Source organism: Methylobacterium platani, from assembly GCF_001653715.1.
GTDB classification, from domain to species: Bacteria; Pseudomonadota; Alphaproteobacteria; order Rhizobiales; family Beijerinckiaceae; genus Methylobacterium; species Methylobacterium platani.
In genome coordinates this window covers 16,811-31,711 of record NZ_LWHQ01000045.1, presented here as the reverse complement: position 1 = coordinate 31,711, position 14,901 = coordinate 16,811, and the positions used below count along the sequence as shown (strand labels likewise).

Annotated in this window: 16 protein-coding genes; 8 read left to right on the top strand and 8 right to left on the bottom strand. The window is 70.1% G+C overall.

All coding sequences use genetic code 11. The features are described 5' to 3' along the window. Positions 1-10: 10 nt before the first annotated feature. The 6 genes from A5481_RS22325 (at position 11) to A5481_RS22300 (ending at position 6,414) form a co-directional block, all read left to right on the top strand. The gene (locus tag A5481_RS22325; protein ID WP_048435870.1) at positions 11-742 is read left to right on the top strand and encodes an SGNH/GDSL hydrolase family protein; all 732 of its coding nucleotides are present in this window, start codon (positions 11-13) and stop codon (positions 740-742) included. 368 nt (positions 743-1,110) lie between these two features. Next, positions 1,111-2,679, top strand: coding sequence for a PAS domain-containing sensor histidine kinase (locus tag A5481_RS22320; protein WP_053082512.1), 1,569 nt, complete (start codon positions 1,111-1,113; stop codon positions 2,677-2,679). 61 nt (positions 2,680-2,740) lie between these two features. Further along, positions 2,741-3,481, top strand: a complete 741-nt coding sequence (gene recO, locus A5481_RS22315) for a DNA repair protein RecO (protein ID WP_048435871.1) — start codon at positions 2,741-2,743, stop codon at positions 3,479-3,481. A 177-nt stretch (positions 3,482-3,658) separates the two neighbouring features. Continuing rightward, the gene (parC, locus tag A5481_RS22310) at positions 3,659-5,905 is read left to right on the top strand and encodes a DNA topoisomerase IV subunit A (RefSeq protein WP_048435872.1); all 2,247 of its coding nucleotides are present in this window, start codon (positions 3,659-3,661) and stop codon (positions 5,903-5,905) included. An 18-nt stretch (positions 5,906-5,923) separates the two neighbouring features. Continuing rightward, positions 5,924-6,220 (top strand): hypothetical protein, encoded by a 297-nt coding sequence (locus tag A5481_RS22305; protein ID WP_048435873.1) that lies wholly within the window; start codon positions 5,924-5,926, stop codon positions 6,218-6,220. After that, a complete protein-coding gene (locus tag A5481_RS22300; RefSeq protein ID WP_048435874.1) occupies positions 6,217-6,414 on the top strand; it encodes a hypothetical protein in 198 nt (65 codons plus the stop codon). Before A5481_RS22305 ends, A5481_RS22300 begins: the two co-directional genes overlap by 4 nt. An 88-nt stretch (positions 6,415-6,502) precedes the next feature. Here A5481_RS22300 and rpe read toward each other — a convergent pair whose 3' ends face one another. The 8 genes from rpe to A5481_RS22260 form a co-directional block, all read right to left on the bottom strand. Continuing rightward, positions 6,503-7,186, bottom strand: coding sequence for a ribulose-phosphate 3-epimerase (rpe, locus tag A5481_RS22295; RefSeq protein ID WP_048435875.1), 684 nt, complete (start codon positions 7,184-7,186; stop codon positions 6,503-6,505). 79 nt (positions 7,187-7,265) lie between these two features. Continuing rightward, entirely contained in the window at positions 7,266-7,544 is a 279-nt protein-coding gene (gene infA / locus A5481_RS22290) for a translation initiation factor IF-1 (protein WP_048429304.1), read from the bottom strand. A gap of 252 nt (positions 7,545-7,796) precedes the next feature. Continuing rightward, positions 7,797-8,924 (bottom strand): branched-chain amino acid ABC transporter substrate-binding protein, encoded by a 1,128-nt coding sequence (locus A5481_RS22285; RefSeq protein ID WP_048435876.1) that lies wholly within the window; start codon positions 8,922-8,924, stop codon positions 7,797-7,799. 157 nt (positions 8,925-9,081) lie between these two features. After that, a complete protein-coding gene (locus A5481_RS22280; protein ID WP_048435877.1) occupies positions 9,082-9,447 on the bottom strand; it encodes a DUF6867 family protein in 366 nt (121 codons plus the stop codon). Beyond that, on the bottom strand, positions 9,447-10,229 hold the full coding sequence (locus A5481_RS22275) for an ABC transporter ATP-binding protein (protein WP_048435878.1): 783 nt from the start codon (positions 10,227-10,229) through the stop codon (positions 9,447-9,449). Before A5481_RS22275 ends, A5481_RS22280 begins: the two co-directional genes overlap by 1 nt. Further along, entirely contained in the window at positions 10,226-11,101 is an 876-nt protein-coding gene (locus A5481_RS22270) for an ABC transporter ATP-binding protein (protein WP_048435879.1), read from the bottom strand. The genes A5481_RS22275 and A5481_RS22270 overlap by 4 nt, the downstream gene beginning before the upstream one ends. After that, positions 11,101-12,519 carry a high-affinity branched-chain amino acid ABC transporter permease LivM gene (gene livM, locus A5481_RS22265; protein WP_048435880.1) on the bottom strand — a complete coding sequence of 473 codons (1,419 nt, stop codon included), beginning with the start codon at positions 12,517-12,519 and terminating at the stop codon, positions 11,101-11,103. The genes A5481_RS22270 and livM overlap by 1 nt, the downstream gene beginning before the upstream one ends. After that, positions 12,519-13,439, bottom strand: coding sequence for a branched-chain amino acid ABC transporter permease (locus tag A5481_RS22260; protein WP_048435881.1), 921 nt, complete (start codon positions 13,437-13,439; stop codon positions 12,519-12,521). The genes livM and A5481_RS22260 overlap by 1 nt, the downstream gene beginning before the upstream one ends. Before the next feature lie 226 nt (positions 13,440-13,665). Here A5481_RS22260 and A5481_RS22255 point away from each other — a divergent pair, with 226 nt between their 5' ends. Beyond that, positions 13,666-14,142: an SRPBCC family protein gene (locus tag A5481_RS22255; RefSeq protein ID WP_048435882.1), complete on the top strand. Its 477-nt coding sequence runs from the start codon at positions 13,666-13,668 to the stop codon at positions 14,140-14,142. 257 nt (positions 14,143-14,399) lie between these two features. After that, positions 14,400-14,894 carry a (2Fe-2S)-binding protein gene (locus tag A5481_RS22250; protein WP_064504312.1) on the top strand — a complete coding sequence of 165 codons (495 nt, stop codon included), beginning with the start codon at positions 14,400-14,402 and terminating at the stop codon, positions 14,892-14,894. Positions 14,895-14,901: the final 7 nt, after the last annotated feature.

Sequence of the window (14,901 nt, the reverse complement as noted above, 5' to 3'; positions counted from 1 at the left end):
GCGAGGGCGGGTGCGCAAGTCAATCATCGTCGGGGCCGTCCTGGCCGTGTCCGTCCTGGCGGCCGGAGCCGCCGCGTTCGTGGCGAGCCGGCATCGCGGCGCCGGCAACGGGCAGGGCGTGGCGGCCTTCCGGGAGGCGCGGGCCTTCGCGGTCACCGGTCTCCTGAAGCAGGTCGAGGGACCCTACGGCCTGCTCCTCGGCGACTCGCAGATCGAGCGGCTCTACCTGCCGACCCTGTGCGGCCGGCCGGTCGTCAACGGCGGCATCGCGGGCACGCGGGTCGCCGGCCTGCGGGCGGTGGCCGGCTGGATCGCGCTGCCGCGGCCGCCGGAGACGATCGTGGTGACGATCGGCACCAACGACCTCACCCGGCGCCAGCGCGACGGCCATCCCGACGCGGCCGAGCGCTTCCGGGCGGAGGCCCGCGCCCTGTTCTCCGAGCTGGTGCCCCGGGCCCGGCGCGTCGTCGCCACCGCGGTCCCGCCCTTCGATCCCGGCCGCCCCGGAATCGCGAAGTTCTACGACGTCGAGGCCGCGCCGGCCTACTCGGCGATCCTGTCCGAGGAATGCGCCCGGGCCGGCTGCGCCTACGTCGATGCCTTCGCGGACCTGCGCGCGCCGGCGGCCGCCGGCCGGTCGCCGGACGGCGTCCATCTCGGCCTCGATCCCGCGACGCGGGACGGCGTCGCCGCGCGCCTCGAGGCGGCGGCCTGTCCCGAGCATACGGCCCGGTCCCCGTGAGACGGGCTGGACACGCGCGATGATGATCCGCCGCGGCGGCGTCGCGCTTCACCGGTGTCGCCGATGTCGACCTTGCCGTCATGGGACGGGAAAGCCGCACCTGCATTGCCGGCGTGCATCGATCCGCTGTCGGACCGGCGCAACCGCCGATCTCTTCTCGGAGACGCTCCGGCAGTTCGTAGATCGGGGCAGAACTTGCGTGTTAACTCCTGGCCCGCCGAATACGGGCTATTGGACAAATCGCGTCCATGGGCTAGCAGAGGCATGGTCCGGGCCGGAACTGATTCGGTTCGGCACGGACCGCGATTGATGACGTTGCGGAACCGGGCGGCGTGCACCGGGCCGGGCGTGGTCGAGGTGGAGAGCTGATGACGGCGCGGACCGCGCATCCGTTCGAGGGCATTCCGGTCGCCGGACCGGGCGACGCCCTCGGCCGTGCGCTGCCGGAGAGCGAACCGGGGATGAGCGGGCTGCCGTCGCGCCTGATCCTCGACGCATTGCCGCAGAAGATCTGGATGCTCGATCCCGCGGGGGCCGTGCAATTCGCCAACCGGGCCGCGCGGGCGATCGCCTCGGGCCTCGGCGAGCCCGAGGACCTGGACGGCGCGATCCACCCCAAGGACCGGGCCCGGGCTGCGGCGGCGCGCGCCGCGGCGGTCGAGTCGGGCCAGCCCTACGACCTGACGATCCGCCTGCGCGACGTCAGCGGGCGCTGGCACTGGCACCAGACCGACCTCGTGCCGGTCCGCGAGGGCGCCTCGCTGTCCGGCTGGATGGTGACCGCCGCCGACGTCGACGACGTCGTGGCCGACAACCAGGCGCTGGAGGCCACCACCAACCTGCTGCTCCTCACCCACAAGGCCGCCGGCGTCGGGCTGTGGGACTGGAACATGCGCACCGGCGCGCTCTCCCTGTCGGCGGAGGGCGCGCGCCTGCACGGCCTGTCGGCGCAGGCCTGCATCATCACCTCCTCGGCCTGGACCGGCCTCGTCGACGCCGCCGACCGGGCGATGCTGTGGGACGCGGTGACCAAGGCGGTCACCACCCGCACCCCGTTCTCGGTCGACGTCCGGGTCACGGCCGAGCATGGCGGCGTGCGCTGGATCCAGAGCCTCGGCCGCGTCCTCGACGACGCTCACGGCCTGAGCGGGCGCATCGTCGGCCTCACCCTCGACATCACCGCCCGCAAGCGCGCCGAGCAGGCGCTGGCCAGCGCCCGGGACGGGGCCGAGCAGGCCAACCGCGCGAAGTCGGACTTCCTGGCGATGATGAGCCACGAGATCCGCAACCCGCTCAACGCGGTCCTCGGCTACACCGAGCACATGCTCAGCCGCTCGCGCGAGCCCGAGACCCTGCGCCACCTCGCGGCCGTCCAGGAGGCCGGCGAGATCCTGATCCGGGTCGTCGACGACGTCCTCGACGTGGCGCAGATCGAGGCCGGCCAGGTCGCCCTCGACCCCGAATCCTTCCTCCTCGCCGACCTGCTGGCGGGCACCGCCGCCGTCGCCCGCGGGGCCGCCGCCCGCAAGGGCGTCGCCGTGGAGGTCTGGCGCGACCCCGCCACCCCGACCCTGGTGCTCGGCGACGTCGGACGCCTGCGCCAGGTGCTGCTCAACCTCCTCACCAACGCGGTGAAGTTCACCCCGGCGGGGCGGGTCGTCCTGGCGGTGGCCCCGGATACCGGGCGGGGCAGCGAGGGCAGGCTGCTGTTCACCGTGAGCGACACCGGCATCGGCATGTCGGCGGCGCAGCAGGAGCGGTTGTTCGTACCGTTCGGCCAGGGCGACGAATCGATCCGGCGCCGCTTCGGCGGCAGCGGGCTGGGCCTCGTCATCTGCCGGCACCTCGTCGAGCTGATGGGCGGGCGGATCGGCGTCTCGAGCGAGCCGGGACGCGGCACGCGGATCTGGTTTGCCGTGATGCTGCCGCCGGCCTGACGGCCGGTGCCGGCCTGACGATCGGTTCCGATCCGGCGCTCGAGCGACTATCTACCCTCCCATGCAATGGACGGATGACGGGCTGGTTCTCGGGGCGCGGCGGCACGGCGAGACCGGCGTCGTCCTCGAATTGATGACGGCGGAGCACGGCCGCCATCTCGGCCTCGTCCATGGCGGGCGCTCGCGGCGGATGCAGCCGGTGCTCCAGCCCGGCAACCTGGTGCGGGCGGTGTGGCGGGCCCGCCTCGACGAGTCCTTGGGCGCCTACGCGGTCGAGCCGCTGGAGAGCGCCAGCGCCCGGCTGATCGGCTCGCGCCTCGCCCTCTACGGCATCGGCTATGCCGCCGGGCTGCTGCGGCTTCTCCCTGAGCGCGATCCCCATCCGGCCCTGTTCGCCGTCGCCAAGGTGCTGATCGAGCACCTGCACGAGCCCGAGGTGGCGCCCGCCCTGATGGTGCGGTTCGAGCTCGCGGTGCTGGCCGAGCTCGGCTTCGGCCTCGACCTCTCGTCCTGCGCCGCCACCGGCACCAACGAGTACCTGGCTTTCGTCTCGCCGAAGAGCGGGCGCGCCGTGAGCGCCGCCGCCGGCGAGCCCTGGCGCGACCGGCTGCTGGCCTTGCCCGACTTCCTGGTCGACCGCGCCGACCGCCGCGGCCTCAACGTGCCGACGAGCCGGGAGGTCAAGCAAGGCTTTACCTTAACGGGTTATTTCCTCGATCAGCACATCTGGGGCCCGCGCGACGTGCCCGAGCCGGAGGAGCGGGTGCGCTTCGTGGCGCTCGGCACCGCGGGAGCCTCGTGAATCCCTCGCCCCGCGCCGAACGGGGCGGGGCCAAGCCCGACCGGCGCCGGTACCGGCGCGCCGCGAAGGCCTCGACCGATTGCACGGAAAGGTTGTCCATCCGTTCCTGGCAATCGGCAGATGTTCGTGTTATGTTCTGGTCTTGAGACCGCCGAAATCGTGAGTTGACGTCCGCCCATGGGAAAGCCCTTCGAGCCACCCTCCGATCGCGACGGGATCGAGAACGTCGACCTGAAGGCGGCGCTGGAGGAGCGCTACCTCGCCTACGCGCTCTCGACCATCATGCACCGGGCGCTGCCCGATGCCCGCGACGGCCTCAAGCCCGTGCATCGGCGCATCCTGCACGCGATGCGCCTGCTGCGCCTCGATCCCGGCAGCGCCTACAAGAAGTGCGCCCGCGTCGTCGGCGACGTGATCGGCAAGTACCATCCCCACGGCGACGTCGCGGTCTACGATGCGCTCGTGCGCCTCGCCCAGGACTTCGCCCAGCGCTACCCCCTGGTCGACGGCCAGGGCAATTTCGGCAACATCGACGGCGACAACCCGGCGGCCCAGCGGTACACCGAGTGCCGGATGACCGAGGTCGCCCGTCTCCTGCTGGAGGGGATGGACGAGGACGCGGTCGATTTCCGCCCGAACTACGACGGGCAGGAGGAGGAGCCGGTCGTCCTGCCGGCGGCCTTCCCGAACCTGCTCGCCAACGGCTCGCAGGGCATCGCCGTCGGCATGGCGACCTCGATCCCGCCGCACAACGTGGCGGAGCTGTGCGAGGCGGCGCTCTACCTCATCGGTCACCCGGCCGCGACCTCCGAGCAGCTGACCCACTTCGTCAAGGGACCCGACTTCCCGACCGGCGGCATCGTCATCGATCCGGCGGCCTCGATCGCCGAGGCCTACCGTACCGGGCGCGGCGGTTTCCGGGTCCGGGCGCGCTGGCAGAAGGAGGATCTCGGCCGCGGCACCTGGGCGGTCGTCGTCACCGAGATCCCCTACGGCGTGCCGAAGGCCCGGCTGATCGAGAAGATGGCCGAGCTTCTGCAGGAGAAGAAGCTGCCGCTCCTCGCCGACGTGCGCGACGAATCGGCCGAGGACGTGCGGGTGGTGCTGGAGCCGCGTTCGCGCACCGTCGACCCCGTGGTGATGATGGAATCGCTGTTCCGGCTCACCGAGCTGGAAAGCCGCATCTCCCTCAACATGAACGTGCTGGTCGGGGGCACGGTGCCGCGGGTGATCGGCCTGGCGGAAGCCCTGCGCGAATGGCTCGACCATCGCCGGGTCGTGCTGCAGCGCCGCTCGCGCCACCGCCTCGCCCAGATCGAGCGCCGGCTCGAGATCCTCGGCGGCCTCCTCATCGTCTATCTCGACCTCGACCGGGTGATCCAGATCATCCGCGAGGAGGACGAGCCGAAGGCCGAGCTGATGCGGGTCTTCGAACTCACCGAGCTGCAGGCCAACGCGATCCTCGACACGCGGCTGCGCAGCTTGCGCAAGCTCGAGGAGATGGAGCTGAAGCGCGAGCACGAGACGCTGACCGCCGAGAAGGCGGACCTCGACGGGCTGCTCGGCTCCGACGAGCGGCAGTGGAAGGCGATCACCAAGCAGATCCGCGACGTGCGCAAGACCTACGGCCCCGAGACCCCGCTCGGCCGCCGCCGCACGACGCTCGAGAACCCGCCCGATACCTCCGGCATCGACTTCTCGGAAGCGATGGTCGAGCGCGAGCCGATCACCGTGATCGTGTCGCAGAAAGGCTGGATCCGGGCGCTCAAGGGCCACGTCGCCGATCTCTCGGCGGTGCAGTTCAAGGGCGACGACGCCCTGAAGATCGGCTTCCCGACCGAGACCACCGCCAAGATCCTGGTGCTGGCCTCGAACGGCAAGGTGTTCACGCTCGATGCCGCCAAGCTCCCGGGCGGGCGCGGCGTCGGCGATCCGATCCGCCTGATGGTCGACATGGACGAGGGTTCGGAGATCGTCACCGTCTGGGCGCACAAGCCCGGCGTGAAGCTGCTCCTCGCCACCACCGACGGGCGCGGCTTCGTCACCCCGGCCGACGGCCTCGTGGCCAATACCCGCAAGGGCAAGCAGGTGATCGGCCTCGACGATCCGGCGACGGCGAGCCTCGTCGTCGAGGTGGGGGAGGGCGACCACGTCGCGGTCTGCGGCACCAACCGCCTGATGACCGTGTTCCCGCTCGCCGAGATTCCCGAGATGGTGCGCGGCAAGGGCGTGCGGCTGCAGAAGTACCGCGACGGCGCCCTCGATTCCGTCGTCATCTTCCGCCTCGCCGACGGTCTGACCTGGCCCGACAGCGCCGGGCGCACGCGGACGGAAGCCGGCGAGGATCTGGCGAAGTGGGTCGGCCATCGCGGCGGCGCCGGGGCGATGGCGCCGCGGGGCTACCCCAAAGCCGCGCGCCCGTGACCGGGGCCCGGATCGCGCATGGCGAGCGGGCCGCAACCTCGGGGGGAGGGTGACCAGGACAGCGACGAGGAGCGCGAGCGGGTGCTGCTCGCCCGCGACATCCTCGTCCACAACGAGCAGGTGAAGCTGACCGCCAACCTGATGAATATCGGGGCGGCCGGCTTCATGATCACCGGCATCGTCGCTCCGCTCACCGCCGCCATGGCGACGACGGGCCGCGTCACCGCGCCCGCCCTCGCGCTGATGGTCGTTTGGTTCGTGCTCGGCGTTGGTCTACACTTCGGTGCGAGGCTGACGTTGACGACCCTGCGATGATGAGCCTGACGACCTACGCCCTGGTCCTGGTGCCCTGCCTGGTCGGCGCGGCCGCCCTCGCCGGCGTGACGGCCTCGCGCCGCTCGGCCGCCCGGCTCGACCGGCGGGCGGCGAAAGTCGAAGCCGCGGCGGCGACCCCGCCCCGACGCCCGCGGGCGCATCCGGGACCGGTGCGGCGGGTGGCCGGGCGCTGAGGGAGCGGTCCTGGACGGCCGGTCGCGTATGGGCGATTGCGGCCGTCATCGCCACTCCCGCGGCAGGGTACCCGACCGCAAGCCGATTTCACACCCACTGCCCCGTCGCGCCCTCCGCCGCCCGGCGGATCGCCGCGATGTTGGACGCATAGGCCTCGCGCCCGCCCTTGAAGGTCGCCGAGCCGGCGACCAGCGCGTTCGCGCCCGCCTTCACGACGGCCGGCGCCGTCTCCGGGGTCACGCCGCCGTCGACCTCGATGTCGATGTCGCGGCCGGCGGTCATCGCGCGCACCCGCGAGACCGTCTCGCAGACTGAGCCGATGAAGCTCTGACCGCCGAAGCCCGGGTTGACGGTCATGCACAGCACGAGGTCGACCATGTCGAGCACCGGCTCGACGAGGCTCGCCGGCGAGCCCGGATTGATCGCAACCCCCGCCTTCTTGCCGAGCGCCCGGATGGTCTGGAGCGAGCGGTGCAGGTGGGGGCCCGCCTCGGCATGGACCGTGATGATGTCGGCGCCGGCCTCGGCGAAGGCCGCGAGGTAGGGGTCGGCCGGGGCGATCATCAGGTGGACGTCGAACACCGCGCTGGTGTGCGGGCGCAGGGCCTTGACCACCGCCGGGCCGAAGGTGAGGTTGGGCACAAAATGGCCGTCCATCACGTCGATATGGACCCAGTCGGCCCCGGCCGCGACCACGTCGCGGACCTCCTCGCCGAGCCGGGAGAAATCGGCCGAGAGGATCGAGGGGGCGATCACCAGGGGGCGGGTCATGGCAGGCCTCTTGAGACGCGCAAAAGGCCAGGGTTCTCACCCCAGCCCCGCGCAGACATCGGTCTTGATGGAAGAAGGATCAGCGCCGGCGGAACTGGCTGCCGCCGCGGAACGGCGGACGCGGGCCCGAGGAGCGCTCGTCCTTGTGGCGGAACACCAGACGGCCCTTCTCCAGGTCGTAGGGCGACATCTCGACGGTGACCCGATCGCCGGCCAGAGTCTTGATGCGGTTCTTCTTCATCTTGCCGGCCGTGTAAGCCACGATCTCGTGGCCCTGGTCGAGCTGCACGCGGTACCGTGCGTCCGGCAGGATCTCGAGCACGAGACCGTCGAACTGCATCAACTCTTCTTTCGCCATTCACACTCTCCACCCGGGTCGCCGTCGCGGTCGGCGCCGCCGGGAGACATCTTCATCGATTGATCGCGACGCGGCCGGCCGTACGGGTGCTCGGCCGAGATGCCGGGCGCGCTGATGGCCTTGTAACGCTCGCTGTGCATGTAAGGTGAGGCGAAGGGACGCGCAAGCCGCGCGGGTGACGCACGCACGGCTTCGTCAACGGAAAAAAGGCCCGGCGCGCGGGGCGCCGGGCCGATTCGGCGATGCCGGTTTTTACTGGGTCATCTCGTTGCCGGTATAGTCGATCCGGCCGTCGCCGCCTTTCTTCCACATGTACATCACGTAGTCGGGACGGGTGATGTCACCCTTCTTGTCGTACGAGATATCGCCGATCACGGTCTTGAACGGCTTGCCCTCGTGCATGTAGGCCGCGACCTTCTTGCCGTCGGTCGACTTGGTGGCCTCCATGGCGTCCTTCAGGATCTGCACGGCGGCGTAGGAGTAGAGGGTGTAGGCCTCGGGGTCGATGTTGCGCGCCTTGAAGGCGGCGACGACGTCCTTGGCGTTGGGGTTCTTGCGGGCATCCGGCGAGAAGGTCATCAGCGTGCCGTCGGCGCCCGGGCCGGCGATCTGGGCGAACTCCTTGTCGGTGATGCCGTCGCCACTCATCAGCGGAGCGTTGAGGCCCTGGTCGCGCATCTGGCGCACGATCAGGCCGGCCTCGGTGTGCAGGCCGCCGTAATAGACCACGTCGGCCTTGGCCTGCTTCAGCTTCGACACCAGGGCGGAATAGTCCTTCTCGCCCGGGTTGATGCCCTCGAACAGCACGTCCTTGCCGCCCTTGGCCTTCAGCGCCTTCAGGGTCTCGTCGGCGAGGCCGCGGCCGTACGGGGTCTTGTCGTGCACGAAGGCGACGTTCTTGCCCTTGAACTTCTCGGCGAGCCAGGCGCCGGCGACCGCGCCCTGCTGGTCGTCGCGGCCGCAGGTGCGGAAGGTGTTCCACAGCTTGCGGTCGGTGTATTTCGGGTTGGTCGAGGCCGGGGTGATCTCGACGATGCCGGACTCGGCGTAGACGTCGGAGGCCGGGATCGAGACGCCGGAGTTGAAGTGGCCGACCACGGCCTTCACGCCGTCGGCGGCGAACTTGTTGGCGACCGAGACGCCCTGCTTCGGATCGGAGGCGTCGTCGCCGATCACCAGCACGATCTTCTGGCCGTTGATGCCGCCGGCCTTGTTGATGTCGTTCACGGCCTGCTCGGCGCCGTTCTTCAGCTGGGCGCCGAAGGCGGCGTTGTTGCCGGTGATCGGACCGGCGACGCCGATCTTGATCTGGGCCTGCGCCGATCCGGCCCAGGCGAGGCCGGCCGCGAGGGCGAAGCCGGCCAGTAGCGTGCGCTTCATCTCTGTACTCCTCTGGATCGACGAAAGAACGTCGGGCTCGCAGGCCCTTTCGGCCGGGAGACCGGGGCGCGGGGACCCCGGATCGGGTGCCGGGGGACGAAGCCCCCGGATCGGGTCGCATCCTGCCCCCGTCTCGGGGCGCAGGAGGGCAGGGGCGTCAGGCGCCGGCCTTCGCGCCGGCCTTGGCCCGCCAGGTCAGGGGACCGCTGCGCTCGTAGAGCCAGCGGTACTGCGTCGTCATCTGCCGCGCCCGCGTGGCGCGGTAGCCGGCCGAGCCGATGACGAGCAGCACGAGCGTGTCGACGACGTAGTAGCGCGGCGACAACAGCGTGCCCTCGAACAGGGCGTAGTGGATGAAGCGCACGGCGAGGCCGAGCAGCAGCAGCGAGACCGCCGCCTGCCAGTACGGCTTCCAGCCGAGCGCGATGCCGCGCCCGATCATCCAGGCCATCCAGCCGCCCATCACCACCGTGACGAGCAGGAAGAGCCAGATCGTGCTCTCCTCGTAGAGGATCCCCTGCATCAGTGCCGTCCTCCCTCGAGATAGGCCGCCTTCACCGACGGGTCGTCGAGGAGCTGCTTGCCGGTGCCCGACATCGTGATGGTGCCGGTGACCATGACGTAGCCGCGATGCGCGAGCTTGAGCGCGTGGTAGGCGTTCTGCTCGACGAGGAAGACCGTCATGCCGTCGCGCTCGTTGAGCTCCTTGATGGCCGAGAAGATCTGCTTGACGATCAGCGGCGCGAGGCCGAGCGACGGCTCGTCGAGGAGCAGCAGCCGCGGCCGGCTCATCAGGGCGCGGGCGATCGCCAGCATCTGCTGCTCGCCGCCCGACATGGTGCCGCCGCGCTGGTAGAGCCGCTCCTTGAGCCGCGGGAACATCGTGCAGACCCGCTCCAGGTCCTGCTCGAAATGGGCGCCGCCGTTGACCGACGCCCCCATCTGCAGGTTCTCGTAGACGGTCATGCGCGGGAAGATCCGCCGCCCCTCCGGCGACTGCGCCAGGTTGAGGCGGGCGATCTCGTGGGTCGGCATCCGGGTGATGTCGCGGCCCGCATAGGTGATGGTGCCCTCGCGCGCCCGGGGCGAGCCGAAGATCGTCATCATCAGGGTCGACTTGCCGGCGCCGTTGGCGCCGATTAGCGTGACGATCTCGCCCTCGTTGACGTCGAGATCGACGCCCTTGAGCGCGATGATGTTGCCGTAATAGGTCTTGACCCCGCGCACCGTGAGGAGCGGCGCCCGGGAGCCGGCGGCCCGGGCACGGGTCTCGTCCTTGAGGACGTTGATGCCGGCGACGCTCATACTCCCACCTCCGCCTCGACCTGCTCCACCTCCTCGTCCTCGACGCCCAGATAGGCGGCGATGACGCTCTGGTCGCTCTGGATCTCCGTCGGCGTGCCGTCGGCGATCTTGGTGCCGTAATCGAGCACCACGACGTGGTCGGAGATCTCCATCACCACCGACATGTCGTGCTCGATGAGCAGCACCGAGGTGTCGTAGTCGTCGCGGATCGCCCGCAGCAGGTCGTTGAGGAGCAGCGATTCGCGCGGGTTGAGGCCGGCGGCCGGCTCGTCGAGGCAGAGCAGGACCGGATCGGTGCACATCGCGCGGGCGATCTCGAGCCGGCGCTGGTCGCCGTAGGGCAGGTCGCCGGCCGGATCGTCGGCGCGGTGCATCAGGTGGATGCGCTCGAGCCACGCCTTCGCCTTCTCGATCGCCGCCTTCTCGGCCCGCCGGTAGACCGGCAGGCCGATGAGCCCCGCGAGGGTGAAGCCGGAGGCCAGCATCAGCGGGTTGTGCTGCGCGACCAGCAGGTTCTCCAGCACGGTCATGCCGGTGAACAGGCGGATGTTCTGGAACGTGCGCGCGACGTGCGCGCGCCGGTTCACCGCGTAGCCGGGCAGCTGCTCCAGCAGGAACTCGGACCCGTCGCGGTGGCGCAGGGTCATCATGCCTTCCGTCGGCTTGTAGAAGCCGGTGATGCAGTTGAAGACCGTGGTCTTGCCGGCGCCGTTCGGGCCGATCAGTGCCGTGATGTCGCCGCGGCCGACCCGGAACGACAGGTCGTTGACGGCGACGAGGCCGCCGAACCGCATGGTGACGTGGTCCACCGTCAGGACGGGATCGGCCATGCGGGGGGAGGCGAGCGAGGAGGGGGACGCGGAGTGTGCCATCAGCCGTGACCCTCCTTCACGAGGGAGCCCGAGATGCGCTTGCGCTCCTTCAGGACGATCGAGGGCGAGCGCTCCGAGATCAGGCCGCGGGGGCGCCAGATCATCATCACCACCATGGCGAGGCCGAACAGGAGCAGGCGGTACTCGCTCGGATCGAACCCGTCGCCGAACACCGCCTTGAGGAAGCCGAGGTTGCGCAGGAGCTCCGGCCCGCCGACCATCGCGACGGCGGCGACCGCGACGCCGATCTGCGAGCCCATGCCGCCGAGCACCACGATCGCCAGGATGATCGCGCTCTCGAGGAAGTTGAAGCTCTCCGGGCTGACGAAGCCCTGCCGCACCGCGAAGAACGAGCCGGCAAAGCCCCCGAACATCGCGCCGAGCGCGAAGGCGGTGAGCTTGGTGTTGGTGGTGTTGATGCCGAGCGAGCGGCAGGCGATCTCGTCCTCGCGCAGGGCCTCCCAGGCCCGGCCGATCGGCAGCCGGCGCAGGCGCAGCGTCACGCCGTTGGTGATCAGCGCCAGCGTCAGGATCAGGTAGTAGAGGAAGATCACCCGGTGCATCGGGCTGAAGTCGAGCCCGACCATCGCGGCGAACCCGTCCTCGTCCGCCGTGAACGGCACGCCGAAGAAGGTGGCGCGCGGGATCGACGAGATGCCCGCGGCGCCGCCCGAGAAGTCGGTCCAGTTGATCAGCACCAGGCGGATGATCTCGCCGAAGGCGAGCGTCACGATGGCGAGGTAGTCGCCGCGAAGCCGCAGCACGGGGAAGCCCAGCACCATGCCCCACAGGCCCGCGAACAGGCCGGCGAGCGGCAGGCAGACCCAGAACGACAGCCCGAACACCGTCGAGAGCAGCGCATAGGAATAGGCGCCGACGGCGTAGAACGCGACGTAGCCGAGATCGAGGAGGCCCGCGAGGCCGACCACGATGTTGAGGCCCCAGCCCAGCATCACGTAGGTGAGGATCAGGATGCCGAGGTCGATCCAGTAGCGCGACTCGCCGAGGCCCCCGGTGCCGAGCACCGCCAGCAGCGGGAAGGCCAGCGTCACGCCGAGGAAGGCGGGAAGGGCGTAGCCGGAGATCTTCTGAGAGGCGTTCGGCTCGGCGTGGACCGCCTCCGTCGCCTGGGCCGGCGACGGGGTCAGCGCCCGGCGGGCGTCGCGGTTGGCGAGGACCAGCCGCTGGGCGAGGCGCCCGACGAAGACGAGGCCGCACAGGATCGCGACCAGGCCCCAGCGCGGCACGAGGTCGAGGGAAGAGGTCTGGCTCAGGTCGGTGCGGAAGGCGACGATCGGGATGCACAGCCCGAAGGTCACGAGCGCGAACAACGCCGCGTCCTTGACGATCGCCGCCATGTCGGTCGCGGCGCGGTCGGGGGCGCCGGGCGCCGCCACGGTGTTGGCCGGGTTCGCCATCAGACCTTCTCGACCTCGGGACGGCCGAGGATGCCGGAGGGCATGAAGATGAGCACGATCGCGAGGATCGAGAACGCCGCCACGTCCTTGTACTCGATGGAGAAATACGCCGACCAGAAGGTCTCGACGAGGCCGATGAGGAGGCCGCCGAGCACCGCGCCGGGCAGGCTGCCGATGCCGCCGAGCACCGCCGCCGTGAAGGCTTTCACGCCGGGGGTGAAGCCGTCCGAGAACGAGACCACGCCGTAATAGAGCAGGTACATCGTGCCGGCGACCGCCGCGAGGGCCGCGCCCAGCACGAAGGTCAGCGAGATGGTGCGGTCGACGTCGATGCCGAGGAGGGCGGCCATCTTGCGGTCCTGCTCGCAGGCGCGCTGCGCCCGGCCGAGCGGGGTCTTCTGCACCAGGTACCAGAACCCGGCGAGCAGCACGACCGTGGTCAGCATGATGATGATCTGCTTGTAGGACAGCGCCACCGCGTAACCGTTATCCCCGGTCCACAGCGTGATCACGTCGCGCATCATCGGCGGCGTCGGCTTGTTGCGGGCGCCCTGCACCACCTGGACGAAGTTCGACAGGAAGATCGAGACGCCGATCGCCGAGATCAGCGGTGCCAGCCGGAACGAGCCGCGCAGGGGGCGGTAGGCGATCCGCTCGATCGCCCAGCCCCACAGGGCCGTCAGCAGCATCGCGCAGACCAGGACGATCAGGAGGGCGAGCGCGATCGACGAGATGCCGAGCCAGGTCGTGACGATCAGGAAGGTGATCAGCGCGATGAACGCCGAGAGCATGAAGACGTCGCCGTGGGCGAAGTTGATCATGCCGATGATGCCGAACACCATCGTGTAGCCGATGGCGATGAGGCCGTAGATCGACCCCAGCGTCAGCCCGTTGATGAGCTGCTGCGCGAAGACCTCCATGCGGTCACGTTCTCCGTTCGCGGGCGTTCCGCCCGTGCCTCCCCGGCCGCGCCCCGTCATCCGGGTGTCGCGGCCATCCCTTGACGTGAGCCTTAGCAAGCACCGCACCACACGACAATCGGGTCAAGCCGGGCGGGTGTGCGAAAGCCCGGCTGGTCCTGACGCTACGGCTCCGCTACCCTCCGGGCGAAGCCTGTTTCGCAACCAACAAGGGGGGAGGGCCGCCATGGCGATGACGATGACCGGCGAGGTCGTGCTGCCGGCCGACCAGCAGACCGTGTGGGAGAAGCTCAACGACCCGGAGGTGCTCAAGCGCTGCATCCCGGGCTGCGACACTCTCGAGAAGGTCGGGGACAACGATCTGCAGGCCTCGGCCAAGATCGCCGTCGGGCCGGTCAAGGCGACCTTCAAGGGCAAGGTGACGCTGACCGACATCGATCCGCCGAACGGCTACCGCATCACCGGCGAGGGCCAGGGCGGCGTCGCGGGCTTCGCCAAGGGCGGGGCGGTGGTGCGCCTCGAGCCGGCCGAGGGCGGCCAGACCAAGATGACCTACGACGTCGAGGCCAGCGTCGGCGGCAAGCTCGCCCAGCTCGGCGGTCGCCTGATCAACGGCGTCGCCAAGAAATACGCCGACACCTTCTTCGACACGTTCGCCAAGGAGGTCCAGGGCGGCGCCGCGGGCGAGACCACGGCCGCCTGAGCCCGATTGCATCGCCCGCGATCAACTTGTTGCGAGGCAAATGGGCGAAATGCCCGAAACCGGGCGAAATCGGCCGGTTTCGGCGCCAAAAAGGCGGGGCGGGGCGCCTTGACCGGCGCTTCCGGCCGGTCGACACTCGAATTCGAGCGATTCCAGAGAGGCACGGCCGGCCCGGCCACCACGCGCGACAGGGTCCGACGCACAGGACCTGCGGGTTTCCGGCCAAGGTGTCCTGGTCCAGGAGGAGGACGTCACCCATGAGCGCTGTCAGCCTGACGGTGAACGGCAAGGCCGTGACCGCCGACATCGATCCGCGCACGCTGCTGGTGCAGTACCTGCGCGAGAACCTTCGCCTCACCGGCACCCATGTCGGCTGCGATACCAGCCAGTGCGGCGCCTGCGTGGTCCATCTCGACGGCGAGGCGATCAAGGCCTGCACCGTGCTGGCGGTGCAGTGCGACGGCCGGTCGGTGACCACCATCGAGGGTCTGGCCTCCGGCGGCGAGCTGCACCCGATGCAGGCGGCCTTCCGCGAGCATCACGGCCTGCAGTGCGGCTACTGCACCCCGGGCATGATCATGACTGCCGTCGACCTGGTGCGCCGCAAGGGCAATTCGCTCGACGAGCACACCATCCGGGACGAGCTGGAAGGCAACATCTGCCGCTGCACCGGCTATCACAACATCGTCAAGGCGATCGCCGCGGGCGCCGAGAACATGGCGGCCGAGCCGCAGAAGGTCGCGGCGGAGTAGCGCGACG

Bases quoted from the DNA above. Each gene is read 5' to 3' on its own strand.
- A5481_RS22305 (WP_048435873.1), top strand. From the start codon at position 5,924: ATGGCGAGCGGGCCGCAACCTCGGGGGGAGGGTGACCAGGACAGCGAC.
- A5481_RS22300 (WP_048435874.1), top strand. From the start codon at position 6,217: ATGATGAGCCTGACGACCTACGCCCTGGTCCTGGTGCCCTGCCTGGTC.
- recO (WP_048435871.1), top strand. From the start codon at position 2,741: ATGCAATGGACGGATGACGGGCTGGTTCTCGGGGCGCGGCGGCACGGC.
- A5481_RS22280 (WP_048435877.1), bottom strand. From the start codon at position 9,447: ATGCAGGGGATCCTCTACGAGGAGAGCACGATCTGGCTCTTCCTGCTC.
- rpe (WP_048435875.1), bottom strand. From the start codon at position 7,186: ATGACCCGCCCCCTGGTGATCGCCCCCTCGATCCTCTCGGCCGATTTC.
- infA (WP_048429304.1), bottom strand. From the start codon at position 7,544: ATGGCGAAAGAAGAGTTGATGCAGTTCGACGGTCTCGTGCTCGAGATC.
- A5481_RS22250 (WP_064504312.1), top strand. From the start codon at position 14,400: ATGAGCGCTGTCAGCCTGACGGTGAACGGCAAGGCCGTGACCGCCGAC.
- A5481_RS22320 (WP_053082512.1), top strand. From the start codon at position 1,111: ATGACGGCGCGGACCGCGCATCCGTTCGAGGGCATTCCGGTCGCCGGA.
- livM (WP_048435880.1), bottom strand. From the start codon at position 12,519: ATGGCGAACCCGGCCAACACCGTGGCGGCGCCCGGCGCCCCCGACCGC.
- A5481_RS22255 (WP_048435882.1), top strand. From the start codon at position 13,666: ATGGCGATGACGATGACCGGCGAGGTCGTGCTGCCGGCCGACCAGCAG.
- A5481_RS22275 (WP_048435878.1), bottom strand. From the start codon at position 10,229: ATGAGCGTCGCCGGCATCAACGTCCTCAAGGACGAGACCCGTGCCCGG.
- A5481_RS22285 (WP_048435876.1), bottom strand. From the start codon at position 8,924: ATGAAGCGCACGCTACTGGCCGGCTTCGCCCTCGCGGCCGGCCTCGCC.
- parC (WP_048435872.1), top strand. From the start codon at position 3,659: ATGGGAAAGCCCTTCGAGCCACCCTCCGATCGCGACGGGATCGAGAAC.
- A5481_RS22260 (WP_048435881.1), bottom strand. From the start codon at position 13,439: ATGGAGGTCTTCGCGCAGCAGCTCATCAACGGGCTGACGCTGGGGTCG.
- A5481_RS22270 (WP_048435879.1), bottom strand. From the start codon at position 11,101: ATGGCACACTCCGCGTCCCCCTCCTCGCTCGCCTCCCCCCGCATGGCC.